This window comes from Kitasatospora sp. NPDC029312 (genome assembly GCF_055569215.1).
This window is the reverse complement of the sequence record NZ_JBVHXY010000020.1, coordinates 30258-50756: the sequence shown is the minus strand read 5'-3', so window position 1 is coordinate 50756 and position 20499 is coordinate 30258. Positions and strand designations below refer to the sequence as shown.

The window sequence follows — 20499 nt, the reverse complement described above, 5'->3', positions numbered from 1 at the left end:
GTGCCGTCGGTCCTGTGCGGCCATGGGGCCGAAATGCCCGTGCGGCCCGTGCGGCCCGTGCGACGGCCCTACCCGCCAGCCTCCACGCCCGGCGGAACGGAGGCAAGCCGGGGCTCAGCCGACCCCGCGCGGGCGGAACTGGATGCTGATCCGCGGGCCCACCGGGCGGGCCGTCTTCGGGATCGCGTGCTCCCAGGTGCGCTGGCAGGAGCCGCCCATCACCACGAGGTCCCCGTGGCCGAGCGGTCGGCGGACGACCGTGCCGCCGCCGAACCGCGGCCGCAGCGCGAGGATGCGCGGCTCGCCGACGGACAGGATCGCCACCATGGTGTCCTCGTGGGCGCTGCGGCCGATCCGGTCGCCGTGCCAGGCCACGCTGTCCCGGCCGTCGCGGTAGTAGCAGAGCCCGAGGGTGCGGAACGGCTCGCCCAGTTCCGGTGCGTAGTGCCGGCTCAGTGCCGTCCGGGCCTCGCCGAGGACGGGGTGCGGCGGCTCGGCGTCGGCGGTGTAGTACGCGAGCAGCCGGGGGACGTCGACGGTGCGCTCGTACATCTCGCGCCGTTCGGCCCGCCAGGGCACGGTCGCGGCCAGCTGTTCGAACAGCTCGTCCGCGCCGTGCAGCCAGCCGGGCAGCACGTCCAGCCAGGCACCGTGGCCGAGCACCAGCCGCCGCAGGCCGTCGAGCGGGCCGAGGCGGATGCCCCCGGTGTCGACGCCGTCGAACAGCGAGGGCTGGAGGTGGACGGTGCTGTGCATGGGACCAGCGTACGCCTCGAATCGAACGCATGCTCGAACGATGGCGGCCGATCCGCGAAGAACCCCAGGATTCTGGGGTACTCGGCCGGTCGGGCCGGTCGAAGACTGTGGGTATGGATACCAACGAGCAGAACAAGAGCACGGTCACCGCGTTCATCGACGCGCTCTTCACCAAGGGTGACCTCGGGGCTGTCGACGAGTACCTCGCCGAGGACTTCGTCAACCACGACCCGCCGCTCGGCAGTGCCGCCGACCGGGAGGGGATGCGGACGGCCGGAGCGATGTTCCGGTCCGCCTGCCCGGACTGGCACAGCGACCAGCACCTGGTCATCGGGGAGGGTGACCTGGTGGTCGAGCGCTTCACCGCGAGCGGCACCCACCGCGGCGAGCTGCTCGGCGCGCCGCCCACCGGCCGGACCGTCACCCTGCCGGGGATCAACATCTTCCGGGTCCGCGACGGGCGGATCGTCGAACGCTGGGGCCGCCTCGACGAACTCGGGCTGTTGCGGCAGCTCGGGCTGCCCCTGGTGTGACCGGGGCTCCGGCGCGTAGCGTCGATCCCATGGCGACCTCGCTGGTGGAGCGCCGGACGGCCGGGCTGGTCGACCGGTGCTACGCCGGGTCGGACCCGGCCCGGCTGCGGCAGGAGGTGTTGCCGCGCCTGCTGCGGCTGGTCCCCGCCGACGCCGTGTTCTTCGCGACCGCCGATCCCGACTCGCTGCTGTTCACCTGGACCGCGGCGGACGAACCACTGGTCGGGGCGGCCGCCCGCTTCCTGGACAACGAGTTCGGCCGGGCGGACGTCAACAAGTTCACCGAGCTGGCGCGGTCCACCGATCCGGTGGCCACCCTCGGCCGGGCGACCCGGGGCGACCTCGCGGCCAGCCCCCGCTACCGGGAGATCATGGCGCCGCTCGGGCTCGGCGACGAGCTCCGGGTGGCGCTGCGCGCCGGCGGCAGCTGCTGGGGGTTCCTCTGCCTGCACCGCGAGCGGGCGGACAACGGCTTCGACGAGACGGACCTCACGGTGCTGCGGACCGTCGCCCCGCACCTGGCCGAGGGGCTGCGGCGTGCGGTCGCCGTCGGGCTGGCCGGCTCCACGCCCGCCCGGGCCACCGCGCCCGGGGTGCTGGTGCTCGACGCCGACGCGGCGCTCGTCTCCGCCAGCGCGGAGGCCCGGGACTGGCTCGCCAGGCTGGAGCCGGCCGACTTCCCCGCCGGCGCCCGGCTCCCGGTGGCCGTCAGCGCGGTGGCCGCGTGGCTGGCGCGGCTCGACCGCGAGCCGGCCGAGCGGGTTCCGCCGCCGACGGTGCGGGTGCGGGATCGTTTCGGCGCCTGGTGGACGGTGCAGGCCAGCCGCCTCACCGGGCCGCCCCGGCCGCAGACGGCGGTGATCGTCGAGCCCACGCCGCCGCAGCAGCGGTACTCGCTCCTGCTCGGCTCCTACGGGCTGAGCCCGGCCCAGACCCGGGTCGCCGCCCTGGTGCTGCGCGGCTGCTCGACCCGGGAGATCTCGGCCGAGCTGTGCATCTCGCCGAACACCGTGCAGGAGCACCTCACGGCGGTCTTCGACCGGCTCGGCGTACGCAGCCGCCGGGAGCTGGTCGCGCTCGCGCTGACCGGGAGCGGCCGGGGCCCAGCGGCCTGAACCTCCTCCCGGGACAGGACCTAGCCTGCCGGTATGGCGATCAACGGTTTCGGGGTCACCGAGTTCCAGCTCGTTCTGCTGCGTCGGATGGCCGACTACCAGCCCGGCCTGGTCGAGGACGCGGTGCGGCGGCTCGGTGCCACCCGCGCCTCGATGCGGGAGGCCAACAAACGATGGCAGGCGATGGTCCGCGCGCCCCGGTTCCCGCGCGGCGCCGGTCGGTTCGCCGCCGTGCTGGGGCCGGCGGAGGCGAGCCTGCCGCGCCGGATCGGGGACCTGGCGTGCGTGGCGCGGCAGTGGGTGCTGCCGCTCTGGCCGGAGTTGCGCTTCGAGGTCCTGCTCGGTCCGGCGGAGATCGGTGCGCCGGTGCTGAACGAGTGGCTGGTCCGGGCGGCCGACGCACCGGTGCCCGCTCTGCGGACGGCGGCCGACCTGGCGCCGTGGAGCTGTGTGGTGGGTGATGTGGGCGCCGCCTTCCCGGGGGCCGTACCGCGTGAGGGGAGCGCGCCGACCCGGTTCCAGCTGGATCTCGGGGCGCCGGACGCGGACGGGCGGGTGCGCGCGTGGACGGCCGACTTCACCTGGGGACTGTTGCAGGAGGTCCGGCCGGGGGAGGGACTGTCGAGCGGGGCGCAGCCGAGGTCACCAGCTGGCTGATGCAAGGCGGTATTCAGTTAATGCCTTTGATTTGCAGGCAATATTGTGGATGTGGCAGCATAATCGCAGACATAGAACGGTCTCGGTATCGGAAAGTGAAGGATCATGTCGGACGTCGCGCGCGTCATCGTCGGAGTCAGCGGCTCGCTGCACAGCCTCACCGCCCTGCACCGGGCGGCCGAGGAGGCCCGGGCCCGGCGGGCCGTGCTGGTCCCGGTGCTCGCCTGGACCCCGGTCGGCGGCGAGCGCAGCTACCGCGCCCGGCCCTGTCCGCCGCTGCTGCGCGCCTGGCGCGACGCCGCCGAGGCCCGACTGGAGCGGGCGCTCGAGCAGGCCTTCGGCGGCCTGCCGGTCGGCGTGCCGGTGCGACCGCTGGTCATGCGCGGTGAGCCCGGCCGGGTACTCGCCGAACTGGCGGACCGGCCGGGCGACCTGCTGGTGGTCAGCGCCGGCCGCCACGCTACGCCGCGCGGACGACTGCGCCGGCTCCTGCGCGGCTCGGTCAGCCGCTACTGCCTCGACCACGCCCCGTGCGGCGTGCTCGTCGTCCCGCCGTCCACCCTGCACGACGACCTGCGCGCGCTGCACCGCGGCATCGACCTGCGGGAACTCATCGCTGCCTGACGGTCCGTCGACTCCTGTGCAGGCCTGACGGACCGTCAACTCGGATGGACGGTGCGCCCGCCGACCACCGTCCGGACCGGCCGCAGCTCCCGCAGCGCGGCCACCGGGCAGGTCAGCGGGTCCAGCGGCCACAGCGTGAGGTCGGCGAGCGTGCCCGGTCGCAGGCAGCCCCGCTCGGCGCTCTCGCCGGTCAGCCGGGCGGCGTTCACGGTGTGCAGCGCGACCGCCTCGGCCCGACCGATCGCGTGCTCCGGGCCGACCACCCCGGCCGTGGTGGAGCGGGTGGTCATGCCCCACACCGACACCATCGCCCCGTACGGGCCGACCGGGAAGTCCGAGCCGGCCGAGAGCTGCGCCCCCTCGTCCAGCCACTCGCGCAGCGGGAACAGCGCCGCGGTGCGCTCCTCGCCCCAGGCCCGCTGCTGGGTGAGCGCGCCGTCGTGCAGCAGCGGGTGCTGCACCGTCACCGGGACGCCGAGCGCGATCGCTCGTGCCCGCTGGTCGGCCCGGGCCAGCCCGCCGTGCTCCACCACCAGGCTGCCGGGCGGCAGGCCGGGGCGGCGCTTCAGCACCTGCTCGAAGGCGTCCAGCAGCATCCGTAGCCCGCGGTCGCCCCAGGCGTGCACGCCGACCCGCCAGCCGCGCTCGACCACCCGGTCCACCGCCGCGAGCAGCTCCACCGGTTCCCAGAGCAGCCGGCCGTGGTAGCAGGGCTGCCCCTGGTACGGCTCCTCGAGCGCGCCCGCCTCGAAGCCTCCGTCGATGCCGAACTTGACGCCCCACAGCCGGAGTCGGTGGTCGTCCCGGCTGCCGGCCCGCCAGTCGTCCATCCGGTCCAGCAGTGCGTCCACCTGCTCCGGCGTGCGGGCGGTGAAGCCGGAGACGAGCGCCCGGACCCGCACCGCGAGCGCGCCCTCGGCGCGGGCCGCGTCCAGCACGTCGAGGTCCTCGACCGGGACCAGGCAGTCGCGCACGGTGCCGATCCCGGTGGCGGCGTAGTCGGCGGAGGCGGCCCGCAGCCCCTCGATCCGCTCGGCCAGGGTCGGGCGGGGCAGCACCCGCTCGACCAGCTCGGTCGCCCGGTTGATCAGCCGGCCGGTCAGCCGGCCCCGCTCGTCGCGCTCGATCACCCCTCCGGGCGGCGCCTCGGTGGCCTCGGTGATCCCGGCCAGCCGCAGCGCGGCCGAGTTGAGCACCATGTTGTACGCGCCGCGCCGCACCAGCACCGGGTGGTCGGCGGTGGCGCCGTCCAACTCCTCGGTGGTGGGCATCCGTTGCTCGGCCAGCAGCACCTCCTGCCAGTTGATCGTGGTGCGGATCCACTCCCCGGCCGGGGTCCGGGCGGCGCGCTCGCGGATCAGTCCGAGGAATCCGGCGAGGTCGTGCGCCCGGTGGACGGGGACGCCGTGGACGCTGTGGCCCGCCAGGATCAGGTGGGTGTGGGTGTCGTCGAAGGCGGGCAGCACGGTCGCATCCGGGGCGTCCACCACCTCGGTGCCGGGCCCGATCAGGGCGTCCAGACCGTCGGGCGCGGGGGAGAGGGCGGCGATTCGGCCGCCGGTGACGGCCACCGCCCGCTGCGGCGGCTCGTCGGGCCTGCGGCCCGGGTCGAGGGTGTGCACGGCGGCGGCGCGGATCAGCAGGTCCGCGGGGGCGTGGTCGGTCATTCCGTCGGACATGGCGGCTCCTGGGATTCGGACAGCCCGGTGACCTTCTCGACGTATCGCAGGCTGGGTTCGGCGAGCCGTCCGTGCAACTCGGTGAACACGGCGCGGGCCGGGACGGCGTTCCAGTCGGCGGGCAGCAGCGGCTCTGGCAGGCCGGGGTCGAGGTAGGGCAGCCGGCGCCACTCGGTGAGCATCGGCACGTAGTCCCGGAACGCCTCGACCGGGTCGGTCGGGTCGGTCGGCTCCCGTCCGCGCAGCTCCTCGGCGACCGGCCGCCAGGCGTCGGTGAACGCGGCGTACTGCGCCTCGATCGCCGGGAGGTCCCACCAACTCGCGACCGCGGTACGGAGTTCGGCGAAACCGGCGTACTCGGCGGAGAGGAAGAGGTGGACGTAGGCGCTCAGCCCGAGGCGCTCCAGCAGCCGGCGGGCGTCCGGCAGCAACCGGGCGGGCGCCAGCCAGACGCCGGGGGCGGCGTTGCCGAAGCCGAGCCAGCTGAGCCGGGAGCGCAGCTGATGGCGGTGGGCGCGTTCGGACTCCGGCACCGAGAAGACCGCCACCACCCAGCCGTCGGAGAGTTCGGCGGGCTCCAGGCTGTGGAAGATCCGCCGGTCGCCCTCCTCGAACACCGGGTCCATCGCGGGGGCGAGCCGGTAGCCGGTGCCGGTGCGGCGTTCCTGGAGCAGGGTGCCGGCCTTCTTGAGCCGGGAGATCGCCGAGCGGACGGCCTGGCCGTCGACGTCCAGCTCGGCCATCAGCGCGATCAGGTCGGCGATCGATATCCAGCCGCCGAGGCGGCGGACGTACTCGCCGTAGACGGTGTGGATCAGGGAGCTGGGCCGGGGTGCGGTCTCCGGCATTCCTGGGCCCTCCTCCCCGACGGCTGGGGGTGATCATAGCGGTGGTGCCGGCTGCCGGGTGCGGGGCCCTGCGCGGGCGCCGTCGAGGGCCCTACGGGGGCCTTCGCGAGGGCTTCGGGGGCTTGCCGCGGCGGGCCGCGCGCCGGACGGCGCTACGCGTAGGCGCCGGAGAGCAGGTGCCCGGCGCCGGGGGCGACGGCGGGCAGTCCGAGGGCGCGCAACAGCTGGTGGGTGGTGCAGATCGAGGCGGAGACCACCGGCTTGCCGAGCTGCTGCTCGGCCTCCGCCACCGCCGCCAGCGAGGGCATCTGCACGCAGGCGGAGAGCACCACGGCGTCGGCCTCGGCGTGCGCGAGACCCTTCGCGATCGCGGGGAGTCGGGCCGGGTCGTGGGCGGCCACGTCGAGGTTGTCGGCGATCTCCAGGGCGGCGTGGTCGAGCACCTCGATGCCCTCCTGGGCGAGGTAGTCGACCACCGTCCGGGCCAGCGGACGCAGGTACGGGGTGACCATGGCGATCTTGGCGGCGCCGAGCGTCCGCAGGCCGGCGACCAGGGCGCCCGCGCTGGTGACCACGGGCGCGGGCGCGCCGTTCTCCACCGTGCGCCGGTGCAGTCGCCGCTCGGCCTCGCGGTGGTAGCCGGGACCGGTGGCCATCACGGCAACCAGGCAGGCGTAGCCGATCACGTCGACCCGGGCGTCCGAGAGTTCGGCGGCGCAGCGGTCGGACTCGGCGTCCATGGCGCGCAGTTGCTCGGGGGTGACCCTGGTCATCCGCATCCGGCTGGAGTGGAAGGTGAACCGTTCGGGGGCGACCGCCTCGCGGGCCCGCAGCAGGGCGGGCACCTCGGTCTCCATGGTGACGTTGGAGCTCGGGACGATCTGGCCGATCCGGAACGTCGGCATCAGCGGGTACTCCCTTCGGCGGGCGCCCGGGCCGGGCGGCGGGCGCGGATCGCGGGGTCAGCGGGCGTCGATCACGGGGTTGGTGAGGGTGCCGATCCGCTCGATGGTGGCCTCGACCACGTCACCGGGCTGCAGGAACTGCGGCGGGACCATCCCGGCGCCGACCCCCGAGGGCGAGCCGGTGGCGATCACGTCCCCGGGCTCCAGGGTCATGCCGGAGGAGATGTCGGCGATCAGCCGGGCGATGCCGAACAGCATGTGGCGGGTGTTGGAGTCCTGCCGCAGCTCGCCGTTGACCCGCAGCGAGAGGTCGAGCCGCTGGGGATCGGGGATCTCGTCGGCGGTGACCACGACCGGGCCGAAGGGCGCGTAGCTGTCCTGGCCCTTGGAGAAGAACCACTGCCCGGAGCGGCGCTGGTCGCGGGCGCTGACGTCGTTGACGATGCTGTAGCCGAACACGTGCCGCAGGGCGTCCCGTTCCTCCACCCGGAAGGCGGGTTCGCCGATCACCACGGCGAGTTCGCACTCCCAGTCGAGCTGCTTGGTGAGGTCCGCATTGTGCAGGATCGGCTGTCCGGGCCCGGTGACGGCGGTGGCCGGCTTGCCGAACAGAACCGGGCGGTCCGGGAGTTCGCGTTCGGTGTCCAGGCTGCGGTGTGACTCGGCCACGTGCTCCACGTAGTTGAGGCCCACACCGATGATCTTCCCGGGGCGCAGCGGTGCGCGCAGCGAGACCTCGGCGAGCGGCCGGGTGGCCGGTGTTCCGGCGAGCAGCTCGCGGGCGGTGGCCAGGGCGGGCCCACCGGCCCGGATCAACGCGAGCAGGTCGCCCGGCAGTTGGGCACCGGCGGCGGTGGCCAGGGCGGTCAGGTCGGCGACCCGGTCGGTGCCGATCCGGGCGCCGAGGCGCGGGGTGTCGTCGCCGTCGGCGCAGTAGGTCAGCAGGTGCATGGCTCCGGTCTCCTGTTACGAGGCGGTGGTGGGCTGGTGTCCGTCGTGGTCCGGGTAGGCCTCCTCGCGGTAGAGGCCGAGCGAGTGCATCACCGGGAAGTCGTTGAAGGAGAACAGGCAGGCGTCCTCGCTCTGGTCGAGGTTCGCGTGCTCGTGCCAGGCCCAGGAGGGGGCGACGAAGATGTCGCCCTGCTGCCAGGCGAAGCGCTGTCCGGCGATCACCGAGACGCCGTGCCCCTTGGCCGCCGTGTAGACCACCGAGCCGGTGTGCCGGTGCGCGCGGGTGGCCTGGCCGGGGCGCAGCAGTTGCAGGTGGGCGGCCATGGTGGGCATCACCGAGCCGCCGGTGACGGGGTTGGTGTACTCCATCACCACGCCGTCGTAGGGCGATCCCTCGGTGGCGCGGGCGAGTCGGCACAGCGCGTGGTAGCTGGGCTCCCAGGGCCAGCCGAGCAGCGGGGAGTACGGCCTGGTCCACTTCTCGACGCCGTACGGGAGCAGGTTGCCGCCGTAGCTGAGCAGCGAGGAGTTCACCACCGGGCCGGGGCGCTGGTGGAGCTCGGGGTGGACTTCGTAGAAGTTGGCGTCGAGGGTGTTGACCAGCGGGATGTCCAGGCCGTCCTGCCAGATGACCGGGTTGTCGTCGGCCTCGTTGCCGTGCTCGTGCCAGGTGTTGTTGGGGGTGATCGCGAAGTCGCGCGGGCCGACCCTGAGCTTCTGCCCGTCCACGATGGTCCAGGCGCCGCTGCCCTCGTGGACGAAGCGCAGGGCGGCGGCCTGGTGGCGGTGTGCGGTCATCGCCTCGCCGGGGCCCATGATCTGCAGGCCGGTGTACAACAGGCCGACGGCGGCGCTGAGTTCGCGGCGGCCGGGGTTGACCAGCATCACCACGCGGCGGCCGGCGTCGTCCGCCGTCACCAGCGGGAGCGCCTTGCGGACCAGCGGGCGCAGGTCGGCGTAGCGCCAGAGCACCGGGACGGACCGGGGCTGCGGGTACCAGGGCTCGATCTCGTTGGCCACCGTCCACAGGGCGCCGGCCTCGTGCTTGGCCAACTCCTCGTAGTAGGCGAGCAGTTCAGGGCTGTCCTCGACCCTCGCGCGGCCGATCCGGTCGTCGTCGTTCGCGTCGTCGCGGTGGCTGTTCTCGCTGGTCATGCCTCCTCCTCGGGGAGCACCAGGGGCCGCAGCGGGCGGTTGTCCACGTGCAGCCGGAACACGTCGAAGCGGTTGTAGTGGCCGACGATGTCGTGCATCTGCTTGGGCTGGATGCAGCGGCCGAGGTCGATCTCGGCGTAGACGATGCCCTCCTCGTCCACCAGCGGTTCGGTCACCGGCCGGCCGTCCGGGCCGAAGACGCCGGACAGCGCGCTGCGCGGGCGGGCCAGTTGCTTGCGGACCTGCTGGTCCTCGCCGGCGATCACCTCCACCATCTCGGGCGAGATGGTGGAGCAGGACACCACGGTGAACAGCTTGCCTTCGAAGCAGTGGGCGGCGGCGCGCAGCGCGATCGCCTCGGCCATGTCGTAGTCCTCCGGGGCCACCGGCAGGGCGATGTAGCCGGCGGCGTGGACCAGTTCGCCCTGCGCCAGCAGGGTGAAGCGGGCCAGGGTGTTGGTGTTCTCGCCGCAGGCCAGCGCGCCGAGCGGGCCGACGGCCGTCTGGTGCACCCGCAGCGAGCTGCCGTCGCCCTGGGTCCAGGTCAGCTTCTCCGCCCAGGTCGGCACCAACTTGCGGTGAACACCCAAAAGTTCGCCGTCGTCGCCGATGATCAGCAGGGTGTTGTAGAGGACTCCGAGGCTGTGCCGGCCGCGCTCGTTGACGCCGATCACCAGCACCACCCCGGTCTGCCGGGCGGCGGCGCGCAGGGTGTCCACGTACGGGCCGGGGACGTCCACGGCGGCACGGTAGAGCCGCTCGTACCAGGGCGAGCCCTGCACCGGGGTCATCGTCCAGTTCCAGTAGGGGTAGCCGGGCACGAAGACCTCGGGGAAGACCACCAGCCGGGCGCCGTGGTCGGCGGCCTCGTGGATCAGCGCGACGGCCTTGTCCACGGTGGCGGCCGGGTCCAGGTAGACGGGGGCGGCCTGGACGGCGGCGGCGGTGAAGCGGGGCAGGTCCGGCATGGTCACTCCTCGGTCCGGGGCAGCCAGCGGCGGTGGACGGGCGGGACAGGCTCGCGCAGCAGGTGCAGCCGTGGGGCGACCCGGTCGGCGCCCGGGCCCGGCGGCTTGCGGCTGCCCGCCTGCCAGGGCTCGGGCCAGCGGGCGCCCGGGCCGGTGTAGCCCTGGTCGGCGGCGGCGTGCAGGGTCCAGAGCGGGTCGTGGAGGTGGGCGCGGCCGATCGCGACCAGATCGGCGCGACCGGCCAGCAGGACGGAGTCGGCGTCGTCGGGTCCGGAGATCGCGCCGACCGCCATGGTGGGGACGCCGGTGGCGGCGCGGATCAGTTCGGCGAACGGCGTCTGGTAGCCGCGCCCGTACGGCGGTCGCTGGTGGGACACGACCTCGCCGGTGGACACGTCCAGCGCGTCCGCCCCGGCGTCGGCCAGCGCGCGGCAGATCGCCACCGCCTCCGCTTCGGTGGTGCCGCCGGGGGCCCAGTCGGCGGCCGAGATCCGCACCAGCAGTGGCCGGCCGGCGGGCCAGACGGCGCGGACGGCGGCCAGCACCTCCAGCGGCAGCCGCAGCCGGTGGGCGAGCGGGCCGCCGTAGTGGTCGGTGCGGTGGTTGGTGAGTGGGGAGAGGAAGGAGGAGAGCAGGTGCCCGTGGCCGAACTGCAGCTCCAGGACGTCGAAGCCGGCGCGCGCGGCGTGCTCGGCGGAGGCGGCGAAGTCGGCGGTGACGGCCGCCAGTTGGATGTCGTTGGCCTCGTGCGGGGTCGGGCTGTGGGTGTCCCAGGGCAGCGGGGAGGCGGCGAGCAGCGGCCAGCCCTCGGCGAGCGGACGGCCGATGCCGTCCGGGCCGGGGACGGTCGTCGCGCCCCGGCGGCCGGCGTGGGTGAGCTGGATGCCGACCGGGGCGTCGCTCACCGCGCGTACGGCGGCGCGGAGTTCGGCCCAGGCCGCCTCCTGGTGGTCGCTCCACAGCCCGGGGCAGCGGTCGGTGGCCCGGCCCTCGGGGCTGACGGCCGTCATCCCGGCGATCACCAGCCCGGCACCGCCGAGCGCGTGCGCGGTGAGCTGGGCCCGGTCGAAGGCGCTGGGCAGCGCGTCGGGGGAGGTGAAGGTGGCGAGCGGGGGCACCACGATCCGGTTGCGCAGTTCCAGGGCGGAGAGCTTCAGCGGCCGGAACATCGGCGGCACCCCGGGCGAACCGCCGACGGCGGCGTTCACCGCGTCGGTGAAGGCGCGGTCGCGGGCGCGCAGATTGCCGTAGGTGACGCGGCGGCTGCGGGTGAGCAGGTTGAAGGCGAACTGGTCGATGCCCTGACCGGTGCGGCGGCCGATCGTCTCGAACCACTCCAGGCTGGCCTGCGCCGCCCGCTGGGTGGACTCCACCACGGGCCGCCGCTCGGCCTCGTAGGCGGCCAAGGCGGTGTCCAGGGTGGGCTGTTCGTTCAGGGTGGCGGCCAGGGCGAGGGCGTCCTCCAGGGCCAGCTTGGTGCCCGAGCCGATCGAGAAGTGCGCGGAGTGTGCGGCGTCACCGAGCAGCACCACGTTGCGGTGGCGCCAACTGGCGTTGCGGACGGTGGTGAAGCGGATCCAGCGGGAGGAGTTGGGGATCAGCCGGTGGCCGTCCAGGTGCCCGGCGAACAGCTCCGCGCAGCGCTGGACGCTGGCCGTGTCGCTCTCACGGCGCGGCAACTCCCGCTGGGCCAGGGCCTCGAAACCCGCACGGCGCCAGGCGTCCTCGGCGGCTTCCACGATGAAGGTGGAGCGGCTCGCGCTGTACGGGTAGGCGTGCACCTGGAGGACACCGAAGTCGAACTCCTCGACGATGAAGGTGAACGCCTCGAAGACCCGATCGGTGGCGAGCCAGATGTAGCGGCAGTCCCGCTCGTCCGATTCGGTGCGGAAGGAGTCCGGGTAGGTCGCCCGGGTGGCCGAGTGGATTCCGTCGGCGGCCACCACCAGGTCGTACTCGGCGGCGAGCCGGGCGACCGGCGGGGCGGGCGTGCGGTAGCGCACGTCCACCGCCAGCTCCGCGCAGCGCTGTTGGAGGATGGCGCGCAGCCGGTTGCGGTCCAGGGCGGCGAAACCGTGGCCGCCGCTGGTGCGGACCTGACCGGCGTAGCGGACGTCGATGTCGCTCCAGCGGGCGAACTCGGCGCTGATCGCTGCGAAGACCTGCGGGTCGGCCCGGGCGATGCCGTCCAGCGTCTCGTCGGAGAACACCACGCCGAAGCCGAACTCCTCCTCCCGGGCGTCCCGCTCGAACACGGTGATCTCCCGGTGCGGCGCCAACTGCTTGGCCAGCGCGGCGAAGTAGAGCCCGCCCGGGCCCGCTCCGATCACCGCGATCCGGCGGACCGCCGCCGTCATGCCGGCACCTCCGCCTGCTGCGGACCGGCCTCGCTCAGGGCCCGGCGCACCGGTGCGGGCCAGGGCTCGGCGCCCTCGGTGTGCGGGGAGGCGTGCACCACCGACATCCGGCCGCTGGCGGCCAGCCCGTGCGGGCCGTGCACCTCGAAGGCGTAGTGCAGCGAGGAGCCGCCGACCCGGACCACCCGCAGGTCGGTGCGGACGACGTCTCCGAACCAGAGCCGTTCGCGGTAGTCCGCCTCGAAGTGCACCCTGGGGATCCGGCCGAACAGCTCGGCCAGGCCGAGCCGGCGCAGCAGTGCCGCCTCGGCGGCCTCGGCCCAGCGCTGCACGGCGGAGAAGTGGTAGTGCCCGGCGGCGTCGGTGTCGGACCACTCGACCCGGCGCTCTATGGTGACGCTGGCGGGGTTCACGGCGGCCCTCCTGCGGAGTTCGGCACGCAGCAGCTTGCCGGTGGCGGTGCGCGGCAGTTCGGTGACGAATTCGACGGCGCGCGGGTACTTGTAGGGCGCGATGGTGCGCTTGACGTGCTCCTGGAGCTCCTTGACCGTCTCGGGCCCGGCGGACACGCCATCGCGCAGCACCACGTACGCCTTGACGACCGTGCCGCGCCGCTCGTCCGGCGCGCCGACCACGGCGCTGTCGGCCACTGAGGGATGGCCGGCGAGCGCCTGCTCGACCTCGGGCCCGGCGATGTTGTAGCCGGCCGAGACGATCATGTCGTCGTTGCGCGCCTGGTACCAGAAGTAACCGTCCTCGTCGCGGATGTAGGTGTCACCGGTGAGGTTCCAGCCGTTGCGGACGTAGCGGCGCTGACGCTCGTCGTCCAGGTAGCGGCAGCCGGTCGGGCCCTTGACGGCGAGCAGGCCGGGCCGGCCGTCCGGCACCGGCTCGCCGTGCTCGTCCAGTATCGCCGCCCGGTAGCCGGGTACCGGACGGCCGGTGGAGCCGGGGCGGATGTCCTGGTCGGCGGCCGAGATGAACACGTGCAGCAGTTCGGTCGCGCCGAGGCCGTCGATCAGCCGGTGCCCGGTGGCCGCGTGGAAGGCCTCCCAGACGGCGGCGGGCAGCGGCTCGCCGGCCGAGACGCAGCGGCGGACCCCCGACAGCCGGTCGGCCAGCCCGGCGGCCAGGATCGTCCGGTAGGCGGTCGGCGCGGTGAACAGCACGCTCACGCCGTGGCGGGCCACCTGCTCGGCCAACTGCTCGGGCGTGGCCTGTTCCAGCAGCAGGCTGGCGGCGCCGGCGCGGAGCGGGAAGACCAACAGGCCGCCGAGGCCGAAGGTGAAGCCGAGCGGCGGGGTGCCGGCGAACAGGTCCTCGGGCGTGGGGCGGAGCAGGTGGCGGGAGAAGGTGTCGGCGTTCGCCAGCACGTCGCGGTGGAAGTGCAAGGTCGCCTTCGGACGGCCGGTGGTGCCGGAGGTGAAGGCGATCAGTGCGACGTCGTCGGCGGCGGTCGGCACGGCCGTGAAGCCGGGCGGCCGGGCGGCACAGCGGGCGGTGAGGTCCTCGGGGGAGGGGCCGCCGAAGGGGAGCACGGGGAGGTGGGGGAGGCCGGGGAGGTTAGGGAGGTGGAGGTCGGGGAGGCCGGTGCCGTTCGCCTGGTGGAGCTCGGCGAGGAAGCGGTGGTCACACAGGGCGACGGTGGGCCGGGCGATTCGGATCAGCTCGCTGAGCTCGGCGGCGCGCAGCAGCGGCATGGTGGTGACGACCACTCCGCCGGCCTTCAGGACGCCGAGCCAACAGGCTGCCAGCCAGGGGGTGTTGGGGCCGCGCAGCAGGACGCGGTTGCCGGGGACGAGGTCGAGCTCCTCGGTCAGCAGCCGGGCGACGCGGTCGGCGTGGTCGCGCAACTCGCCGTAGCTCCACCGGTCGGTGGGGGTGAGCAGGCAGCGTCGATCCGGGCCGTAGCGGGCGATCGGGTCGTCGAGCAGGACGGCGGCGCAGTTCAGGCGGTCGGGGTAGGCCAACTCCGGGAAGTCCAAGAGGAGTTCGGGCCACTGGTCGAAGGGTGGGAGATGGTCGCGACAGAACGTGTCCACATGTGCCGAGGGGGAGAGCTCCATGGGCGGGCACCTCATCGTGCGGCGGGAGTAGAGCCAGTATGGCGCGCTCGTGACGCCAGTCAAGAGAGCGATACACGCATTCGGCCGACCGGGGCGGACTGGGATGACGGCGCGGTGCGGTGGAGGGCCGGCAGCGGGCGGCGAACAGAACGCCCCGCGGCCGGTGGACTGCGGGGCGTTGGGCTCGAGTGCGTCGGGCTCCAGGAGCGTCGGCTGCGTGCCCTGGCCTGCCGGGCCTTGGGCTGCCGCGGTCCTCAGGCCGCGTCGCCGGGGAAGACGGCGTCCGGAGTACGGCCGTCCTGCGCCTGCCGGGCGCGCTCGGCGAGCAGTCGGGCGAACAGCACCAGGGCGGGCGTCGCGGCGGCCGCGCCCGGGCCTTCGTCGCGCACCTGCAGTAGCGTCGAACCGACCCGGACCAGCGCCTCCGTCGCGGCCGTGCCCTGGGCCCGGGCCGCGCTCTGGTCGCCGATCCCCGGGATGGTCAGTGCGGTAGCGGAGCCGGCGCCGCCATCGGTGCCGAGCTTCGTGCCGAAGGCCCGGCCCGCCGTCTCGGGGGAGGCGAAGGTGACCACGGTGAACCGCACGGACTGGCCGGGCGCGGCACGGAAGGTCACGGTGGCGTAGGCGAGTTGCTGGTCGCAGGCGTCCGGGAGCAGGCAGGGCACGCCGTCCCCGGAACCGGCTCCGGACCGCGGCCCGCTCTCCACCTGCCAGCCTCCCGGCATGGCCGCCGCGTCCGGCAGCACGCCCCGCACCCGGGCGGGGTCGCGGATCGTCCCCGCGGCGTGCGCGATCTCGGGCCCGGTGGGGCGGAGCAGCGGACGCGAGCCGAGGTTGACGCCCAGCGCGATCAGTGCCGCTATCAGGACCAGCGCGAGCGCGACGATGATCGCGGTGTTGCCGCGGCGGGCGGCGAGGGCCGGGGCGCCGGCGGTCGCCGGGTCGACCCGGAGCTGGACGGTGGTCGGGTCGGCGGGTTTCGCCGCGCCCGGCCGGAGCTGGACGGTGGTGGAGTCCCCTTTCGGACTCGCCCGCAGCTGGACGGTGCTCGGATCGGCGGGTCTTCCGAGGTCGGTGGTGGTCAGGTACTGCGCGAACGCCGCGTCGGCGACCAGCAGTTCCGCGACGGCGGCGGTCAGGGCGTCCCGCGCCCCCGGATCACCCGGGCTCGCCTCGACCGCCGCCACGGCCCGGGCCCCCTCCGGCGTCAGCCGCAACCGGGCCCGTACCACTTCGGCGACCGCCGGTCCCGGCCCGGCGGCCGCTCCCCGGGCCAGCCGCACCAGTGCGCCCACCACGTTCGGTACCAGCTCGCGGTCCTCACCCATGGCAACTCCCCCCGCCGCACGAGCCGTTGTCCACACGATTCCGTCCTGGCGGCCGGTCCGCACCCCGGCGTACGGAACGGAGACGCAACTGCAACCGGCCCGACGTGCTCGGCGGCGTGGGCGGCCTCCTCGGCAGCGGGCCGAGGGAAGGCCGGTCGGGAGGTCGAGAGGTCGGTCGGGAGGCCGGTCTGGAGGGAGGCGGTCGTACGCGGTGGCGAATAACTGTCAATAATCCGAACGCCAGGGCGGCCCTCGGCGGTTCGCCACCACACATTCCGCCGCCGGGGTCAATCCGGGACGCGCGCGTGCCGATACCTTCGAGTGACGTCATTACGCCGTTCGGAGGAGACCACATGCCTGAGCTGTGGCTGCCCGGCGCCGAGGTCCACGACCTCGGCGACCACGCGCCGACCGACCAGCAGTACCCGCCGAAGGCCATCGCCCACATCACCTGGGACCGCAACGCGACCGCTTCGGCGCCGCAGGACTGGTGCACCTACGAGTCCCTCGTCAGCTACTTCACCGGCGGCGGCGCCGGTGACGCCCCGCACCTGATCTGGGACCCGTTCAGCGGCCGCGCGGCGCAGCTGTTCCCGGCCGACTCCCGCTCGAAGAGCCTGCTCAGCCCGACCCAGAGCCCGACCCGCACCAACCGGGCCGGGAAGGTGGTGATCCAGATCGAGGCGGTGTTCTTCCCGTACTGCCGCTACCAGGGCACCGTCTACCCGCGACTGGTCGACACCCCGTGCGCGGGCTGGGACCGGATCCACGCCTGGATCTCCTCCTGGGGCGTGCCCGACGCGTGGCCGATGGGCCGCCCGACCGACTTCTCCGCGCACCGCGACGAGCAGGTGTGGGAGACCCGCGGCGGCTGGTACGCCCACGCCCACGTGCCGTACAACGACCACACCGACCCGGGCTCCTGGCCCGACTTCAGCGGCCGCTCCGGCTCCCCCTCGGACCCGCCCTCGCAGCAGCAACCGGCGCCACCGGGCAACTCCACCCCGGCCCGGTACCAGACCACCGTCAACGGCCTGGCGTACGGCTACGGCGCCCACGGCTACCAGGTGACGACGGTCGGGCGCGCGCTGGTCGCCCGGGGCTTCGGCGCCCACTACCAGTCCGGGCCGGGGCCGGACTGGACGGACGCGGACACCGAGAACTACGCCGACTACCAGCGGAGCCTCGGCTACAGCGGGCAGGCGGCGGACGGCGTGCCGGGCGAGGCCTCGCTGCGGCGGCTGCTCGGCTACCTGCCCGGGCCGCGGACGGTCTCGCTGGCGCACGTGGTGGCGGCGGGGCGCAGCGATCCCGGGGCGGCGCAGGGGCACCTGACCTACGGGGCCGAGGTGGCGATCGTCGAACAGGCGCTGGCGGACGAGGGGTTGCTCGAACAGCGCTGGGTGGACGGCTCCTACGGCAGCCTCACGGTCAGTGCGTACGCGGGCTGGCAGCGTCGCTGCGGGTACGCGGCGGGGGCCGCGGACGGGATCCCCGGTCGGGACTCGCTCCACCGGCTGGGCACGGCGCACGGATTCGCGGTGACGGACTGAGCCGACGGGCCGGGCGGCGGCGCCAGCCGGGCCGGGTGGGGTCGGCCGGCGGCGGGGACCGCGGCTACTCCCGGGGGAGTTGGCCGCCGGTGGCGACTCGCGGGCGCGTACTCGGCTGGGAGTACGTGAGGTTACTTCCGTCGTCAGATGCCCGATGAGGGCCGGGCGGGGCAGTCTGGGCGCGTTCTCGTGATCCGGACTCGAAGGAGGTAACCGTGGGCCCGTCCACCGGAGCCGACGCGGCGCCCCGGCCGTCCCCCGACGCCGGGCGCCGCTTCGGCGGCCGTCATTCCGACCGCCGCCGCGCTGACCGGCGGCTGTCGCCGGGGGCGCGCAAGCGGCTGGTGGTCCTGCACGTCGTCGTCTCGGTGAGCTGGCTGGCGCTGATGCTCTGCCTGCTCACCCTGGCGGTGACGGCCCTGGCCACCGACGACGCCGACCGACTCAGAACGGCCTACCGGGCGATGGGCATGCTCGGCGACGCACTGATCCTGCCGCTGAGCCTGCTCACGTTCCTGAGCGGGGTGGCGCTGGGGCTCGGCACGTCCTGGGGGCTGTTCCGGTACTACTGGGTCAGTGCCAAGTTCTGGCTGACGCTCGCGGCGCTGGGGGCCTCGGTGTTCGCGCTCACGGCCCGGCTGCACGACGCGGTGCGGGTGGCGGACGCGCACCCGACCGGTCCGATCCCGGCGGCGGACCTGGGGTTCGTCCGCTACAACACGGTGATCGTCCCGGCGGTGGCCCTCGCGGTCTACCTGGTCAACGTCATCCTGTCGGTGTACAAGCCCTGGGGCCGCCGCAAGGACGCGGCGGGGTGCCCGGGCCGAATACCCGCGGCGGGCGCCTGAGCCGAGCGCACGGAGGGTGACGGCGCGCGGCGGCCCCTACGGCGGCTCCCGGGGCGGCTCGCACGGCGGCCTCGACAGGGCCGCTCGGCAAGGCGGGGAATGCCCGTGTGACGGGCAGGCGTTGTCCACGGGCGTGACCAGCGCTACGCCCCCGACCAGGCTCTCCGTCCTCGACCGCTCCCGGACCAGACAGGGCGAGGAGCCCGCGCAGGCACTGCGGGACACGGTGGTCTTCGCCCAGGAGATCGAGCGGCTGGGGTACCACCGGTTCTGGGTCTCCGAGCACCACGGGGTGCCCGGGGTGGCCGGTTCGGCACCGACGGTGCTCGCCGCGGCGGTGGCTGCGGCCACCACCCGGATCCGGGTCGGCACCGGTGGGGTGATGCTGCCCAACCACCAGCCCATGGTCGTGGCGGAGCAGTTCGGGGTGCTGGCGGCGCTCTTCCCCGGGCGGATCGACATGGGGCTCGGCCGCTCGGTGGGCTTCACCGACGGTGTCCGGCGGGCACTCGGACGGGAGAAGGACGCCGCGGACGACTTCGGCGCCCAGCTGGCCGAGCTGCTCGGCTACTTCGACGGCTCTCAGCAGGTGCACCGCGACGTCCACGCCCGCCCGGCGGAGGGCCTCCACGTCCCGGCCTTCGTCCTGGCGACCGGCGCGGGCGCCGACCTGGCGGCCGAGGCCGGGCTGCCGCTGGTCATCGCCGCCGCGCGGGGGGAGGACCGGATGCTGACGGCGATCGACCGCTACCGCGCCCGGTTCCGCCCGTCCGCCCAGTCCGCCGAGCCGTACGTGGTGGTCTCGGGCACCGTCGCGGTCGCCGAGAGCGAGGAACGGGCCCGCGAGCTGCTCCTCCCGGAGGCCTGGGCCGGTGCGTACTCCCGCACCCACGGGGAGTTCCCACCGCTGGCCCCGGCTGCCGAGATCCGGGCGCGGGCGATGAGCGCGCGAGAGCGGGCCGCTTTCGAGCAGTCACTGAAGGGGCACATCGCGGGCACCCCGGAGCGGGCCGCCGCTGAGCTCGCCGACTTGGTGGACCGCAGCGGAGCGGACGAGTTCCTGGTGGTGACGAGCACCTACGACCGCAGCGCGCTGCTCGACTCCTACCGGCTGCTCGCCGAGGCCGTCGGTCAGGTCTGAGCCGGGCCACCGCGGCGTCCCCGGTTCGGGCGGAGGCGATTTCTGACCAGGCGTGATGAGCTGCTAGTGTTCTTCCCGTCGAGAGGAAGTGATCTTCCAAAGAGGCGAACTCTCGAGCAGGCGTCAGTGGTGCTACCAGAGCACGTCCTACTTTCAGTAGGAAGAGTCCGTGCAAACCGGGCCTGGCGCTCCACCCGAAGGGGCCCGTTCCGTCCAGCGGAACGGGCCCCTTCGCCGTGTCGGTCGCGATCTCGACCGCCACGCTTCGAACCGGCGGCGGCCCGGCGCGTCCGGGCGTCCTCTTATCGCACGTTCTGCTCCGAAACCCTGGGGTCCAGCGCGATATCGGCCAAGGTCCCGTACCAGGTGGCCCACCGACGCCGCCACGCCGCAGCCGATCAGCCAGAGGCTTTGCCTGCTGGGCAGGCCTGACATCACCTCAGACCTTGGCCGGAACTCGCCGCGACTGATGTGAATATGCCATTGGAATGTTCGTCATACCGAAACCGGCAGTAGCCTTCCGTGTCGAACCTGCCACTGCTGGTGGCGACCCGGCCGGAACCGCGTAGCGCCCGGCCACCCCAGAAACCGCGAAGGAGCCGGTGTGCCGGGTATCGACGAATGCCTCTCCGGAGCGATGGCGATCGCCGGCGCCCGCGCCGCGAGCCTGGTCGACTGGAGCAGCGGACTCGCCCTCGGCAGCCTCGGCGACAGCCCGACCGGTGACCACGAGACCGCGGCAGCCGAAGCAACCGACCTGGTGCGCGCGGCCGTTGAGAGTCAGACCTTCACCGTGGCGGAGGACCGGCAGTTCCCGCTGGAGGACATCATCGTCACCGCGGGCCGCAGTTACCACCTGATCCGCTTCATCGACACCGCCTTCGACAGCCGTCTGGTGCTGCACCTGTGGCTGGACCGCGAGGAGGGGAACCTCGCCGTCGCCCGCTTCCGCCTGCAGGCGCTCGCCGAAGAACTGGTGCTGGGGTGAGCGTGACACCCGCCCGAACCGTCGCAC

At 73.9% G+C, this 20499-nt stretch carries 17 protein-coding genes and 2 pseudogenes; 8 read left to right on the top strand and 11 right to left on the bottom strand.

The genetic code is table 11. From position 1 onward, the window contains the following. Nucleotides 1-114 precede the first annotated feature (114 nt). A complete protein-coding gene (locus ACZ4WV_RS18305; RefSeq protein WP_465747820.1) occupies nucleotides 115-756 on the bottom strand; it encodes an alpha-ketoglutarate-dependent dioxygenase AlkB in 642 nt (213 codons plus the stop codon). A 113-nt stretch (nucleotides 757-869) separates the two neighbouring features. On the opposite strand from ACZ4WV_RS18305, the gene ACZ4WV_RS18300 reads away from it, so the two are divergent. The 4 genes from ACZ4WV_RS18300 (at nucleotide 870) to ACZ4WV_RS18285 (ending at nucleotide 3685) form a co-directional block, all read left to right on the top strand. Continuing rightward, on the top strand, nucleotides 870-1289 hold the full coding sequence (locus tag ACZ4WV_RS18300; RefSeq protein ID WP_465747818.1) for an ester cyclase: 420 nt from the start codon (nucleotides 870-872) through the stop codon (nucleotides 1287-1289). Nucleotides 1290-1318: 29 nt separating this feature from the next. Then, nucleotides 1319-2404: a LuxR C-terminal-related transcriptional regulator gene (locus ACZ4WV_RS18295; RefSeq protein WP_465747816.1), complete on the top strand. Its 1086-nt coding sequence runs from the start codon at nucleotides 1319-1321 to the stop codon at nucleotides 2402-2404. Nucleotides 2405-2437: 33 nt separating this feature from the next. Next, nucleotides 2438-3061: a hypothetical protein gene (locus ACZ4WV_RS18290; protein ID WP_465747814.1), complete on the top strand. Its 624-nt coding sequence runs from the start codon at nucleotides 2438-2440 to the stop codon at nucleotides 3059-3061. A gap of 105 nt (nucleotides 3062-3166) precedes the next feature. Then, nucleotides 3167-3685 (top strand): universal stress protein, encoded by a 519-nt coding sequence (locus tag ACZ4WV_RS18285; protein WP_465747812.1) that lies wholly within the window; start codon nucleotides 3167-3169, stop codon nucleotides 3683-3685. A gap of 35 nt (nucleotides 3686-3720) precedes the next feature. Here ACZ4WV_RS18285 and ACZ4WV_RS18280 read toward each other — a convergent pair whose 3' ends face one another. The 10 genes and pseudogenes from ACZ4WV_RS18280 to ACZ4WV_RS18235 all read right to left on the bottom strand — a co-directional run bounded on the left by ACZ4WV_RS18280 (nucleotide 3721) and on the right by ACZ4WV_RS18235 (nucleotide 15942). Then, nucleotides 3721-5364: an amidohydrolase gene (locus tag ACZ4WV_RS18280; RefSeq protein ID WP_465747810.1), complete on the bottom strand. Its 1644-nt coding sequence runs from the start codon at nucleotides 5362-5364 to the stop codon at nucleotides 3721-3723. Next, nucleotides 5349-6212 (bottom strand): PaaX family transcriptional regulator, encoded by an 864-nt coding sequence (locus ACZ4WV_RS18275; RefSeq protein WP_465747808.1) that lies wholly within the window; start codon nucleotides 6210-6212, stop codon nucleotides 5349-5351. Before ACZ4WV_RS18275 ends, ACZ4WV_RS18280 begins: the two co-directional genes overlap by 16 nt. A 152-nt stretch (nucleotides 6213-6364) precedes the next feature. After that, on the bottom strand, nucleotides 6365-7117 hold the full coding sequence (locus ACZ4WV_RS18270; RefSeq protein ID WP_465747806.1) for a maleate cis-trans isomerase family protein: 753 nt from the start codon (nucleotides 7115-7117) through the stop codon (nucleotides 6365-6367). Between the two features lie 57 nt (nucleotides 7118-7174). Continuing rightward, nucleotides 7175-8068 (bottom strand): fumarylacetoacetate hydrolase family protein, encoded by an 894-nt coding sequence (locus ACZ4WV_RS18265; protein WP_465747804.1) that lies wholly within the window; start codon nucleotides 8066-8068, stop codon nucleotides 7175-7177. 15 nt (nucleotides 8069-8083) lie between these two features. Next, nucleotides 8084-9223: a cupin domain-containing protein gene (locus ACZ4WV_RS18260; RefSeq protein WP_465747802.1), complete on the bottom strand. Its 1140-nt coding sequence runs from the start codon at nucleotides 9221-9223 to the stop codon at nucleotides 8084-8086. Beyond that, nucleotides 9220-10191 (bottom strand): carbon-nitrogen hydrolase family protein, encoded by a 972-nt coding sequence (locus ACZ4WV_RS18255; RefSeq protein WP_465747800.1) that lies wholly within the window; start codon nucleotides 10189-10191, stop codon nucleotides 9220-9222. The genes ACZ4WV_RS18260 and ACZ4WV_RS18255 overlap by 4 nt, the downstream gene beginning before the upstream one ends. Before the next feature lie 2 nt (nucleotides 10192-10193). Beyond that, nucleotides 10194-12548: an oxidoreductase gene (locus tag ACZ4WV_RS18250; RefSeq protein WP_465747798.1), complete on the bottom strand. Its 2355-nt coding sequence runs from the start codon at nucleotides 12546-12548 to the stop codon at nucleotides 10194-10196. Continuing rightward, nucleotides 12545-12889: pseudogene (locus tag ACZ4WV_RS18245) on the bottom strand (acyl-CoA thioesterase); the annotation flags it as partial. The gene ACZ4WV_RS18250 and the pseudogene ACZ4WV_RS18245, both read right to left, overlap by 4 nt. Before the next feature lie 72 nt (nucleotides 12890-12961). Next, nucleotides 12962-14614: pseudogene (locus ACZ4WV_RS18240) on the bottom strand (AMP-binding protein); the annotation flags it as partial. A gap of 254 nt (nucleotides 14615-14868) precedes the next feature. Continuing rightward, on the bottom strand, nucleotides 14869-15942 hold the full coding sequence (locus tag ACZ4WV_RS18235; protein ID WP_465747796.1) for a hypothetical protein: 1074 nt from the start codon (nucleotides 15940-15942) through the stop codon (nucleotides 14869-14871). Nucleotides 15943-16295: 353 nt separating this feature from the next. On the opposite strand from ACZ4WV_RS18235, the gene ACZ4WV_RS18230 reads away from it, so the two are divergent. The 4 genes from ACZ4WV_RS18230 (at nucleotide 16296) to ACZ4WV_RS18215 (ending at nucleotide 20472) form a co-directional block, all read left to right on the top strand. After that, nucleotides 16296-17495: a peptidoglycan-binding protein gene (locus ACZ4WV_RS18230; protein ID WP_465747794.1), complete on the top strand. Its 1200-nt coding sequence runs from the start codon at nucleotides 16296-16298 to the stop codon at nucleotides 17493-17495. Between the two features lie 215 nt (nucleotides 17496-17710). Continuing rightward, nucleotides 17711-18343 (top strand): DUF2269 domain-containing protein, encoded by a 633-nt coding sequence (locus ACZ4WV_RS18225; protein WP_465747792.1) that lies wholly within the window; start codon nucleotides 17711-17713, stop codon nucleotides 18341-18343. A 133-nt stretch (nucleotides 18344-18476) separates the two neighbouring features. Beyond that, on the top strand, nucleotides 18477-19484 hold the full coding sequence (locus ACZ4WV_RS18220; RefSeq protein ID WP_465747790.1) for an LLM class flavin-dependent oxidoreductase: 1008 nt from the start codon (nucleotides 18477-18479) through the stop codon (nucleotides 19482-19484). A 604-nt stretch (nucleotides 19485-20088) separates the two neighbouring features. Then, on the top strand, nucleotides 20089-20472 hold the full coding sequence (locus ACZ4WV_RS18215; RefSeq protein ID WP_465747788.1) for a hypothetical protein: 384 nt from the start codon (nucleotides 20089-20091) through the stop codon (nucleotides 20470-20472). Nucleotides 20473-20499: the final 27 nt, after the last annotated feature.

What these genes read in the sequence shown, in the direction of transcription:
- ACZ4WV_RS18305 (WP_465747820.1), bottom strand. Translation starts at nt 756, where the DNA reads ATGCACAGCACCGTCCACCTCCAGCCCTCGCTGTTCGACGGCGTCGAC.
- ACZ4WV_RS18300 (WP_465747818.1), top strand. Translation starts at nt 870, where the DNA reads ATGGATACCAACGAGCAGAACAAGAGCACGGTCACCGCGTTCATCGAC.
- ACZ4WV_RS18295 (WP_465747816.1), top strand. Translation starts at nt 1,319, where the DNA reads ATGGCGACCTCGCTGGTGGAGCGCCGGACGGCCGGGCTGGTCGACCGG.
- ACZ4WV_RS18290 (WP_465747814.1), top strand. Translation starts at nt 2,438, where the DNA reads ATGGCGATCAACGGTTTCGGGGTCACCGAGTTCCAGCTCGTTCTGCTG.
- ACZ4WV_RS18285 (WP_465747812.1), top strand. Translation starts at nt 3,167, where the DNA reads ATGTCGGACGTCGCGCGCGTCATCGTCGGAGTCAGCGGCTCGCTGCAC.
- ACZ4WV_RS18280 (WP_465747810.1), bottom strand. Translation starts at nt 5,364, where the DNA reads ATGTCCGACGGAATGACCGACCACGCCCCCGCGGACCTGCTGATCCGC.
- ACZ4WV_RS18275 (WP_465747808.1), bottom strand. Translation starts at nt 6,212, where the DNA reads ATGCCGGAGACCGCACCCCGGCCCAGCTCCCTGATCCACACCGTCTAC.
- ACZ4WV_RS18270 (WP_465747806.1), bottom strand. Translation starts at nt 7,117, where the DNA reads ATGCCGACGTTCCGGATCGGCCAGATCGTCCCGAGCTCCAACGTCACC.
- ACZ4WV_RS18265 (WP_465747804.1), bottom strand. Translation starts at nt 8,068, where the DNA reads ATGCACCTGCTGACCTACTGCGCCGACGGCGACGACACCCCGCGCCTC.
- ACZ4WV_RS18260 (WP_465747802.1), bottom strand. Translation starts at nt 9,223, where the DNA reads ATGACCAGCGAGAACAGCCACCGCGACGACGCGAACGACGACGACCGG.
- ACZ4WV_RS18255 (WP_465747800.1), bottom strand. Translation starts at nt 10,191, where the DNA reads ATGCCGGACCTGCCCCGCTTCACCGCCGCCGCCGTCCAGGCCGCCCCC.
- ACZ4WV_RS18250 (WP_465747798.1), bottom strand. Translation starts at nt 12,548, where the DNA reads ATGACGGCGGCGGTCCGCCGGATCGCGGTGATCGGAGCGGGCCCGGGC.
- ACZ4WV_RS18235 (WP_465747796.1), bottom strand. Translation starts at nt 15,942, where the DNA reads ATGGGTGAGGACCGCGAGCTGGTACCGAACGTGGTGGGCGCACTGGTG.
- ACZ4WV_RS18230 (WP_465747794.1), top strand. Translation starts at nt 16,296, where the DNA reads ATGCCTGAGCTGTGGCTGCCCGGCGCCGAGGTCCACGACCTCGGCGAC.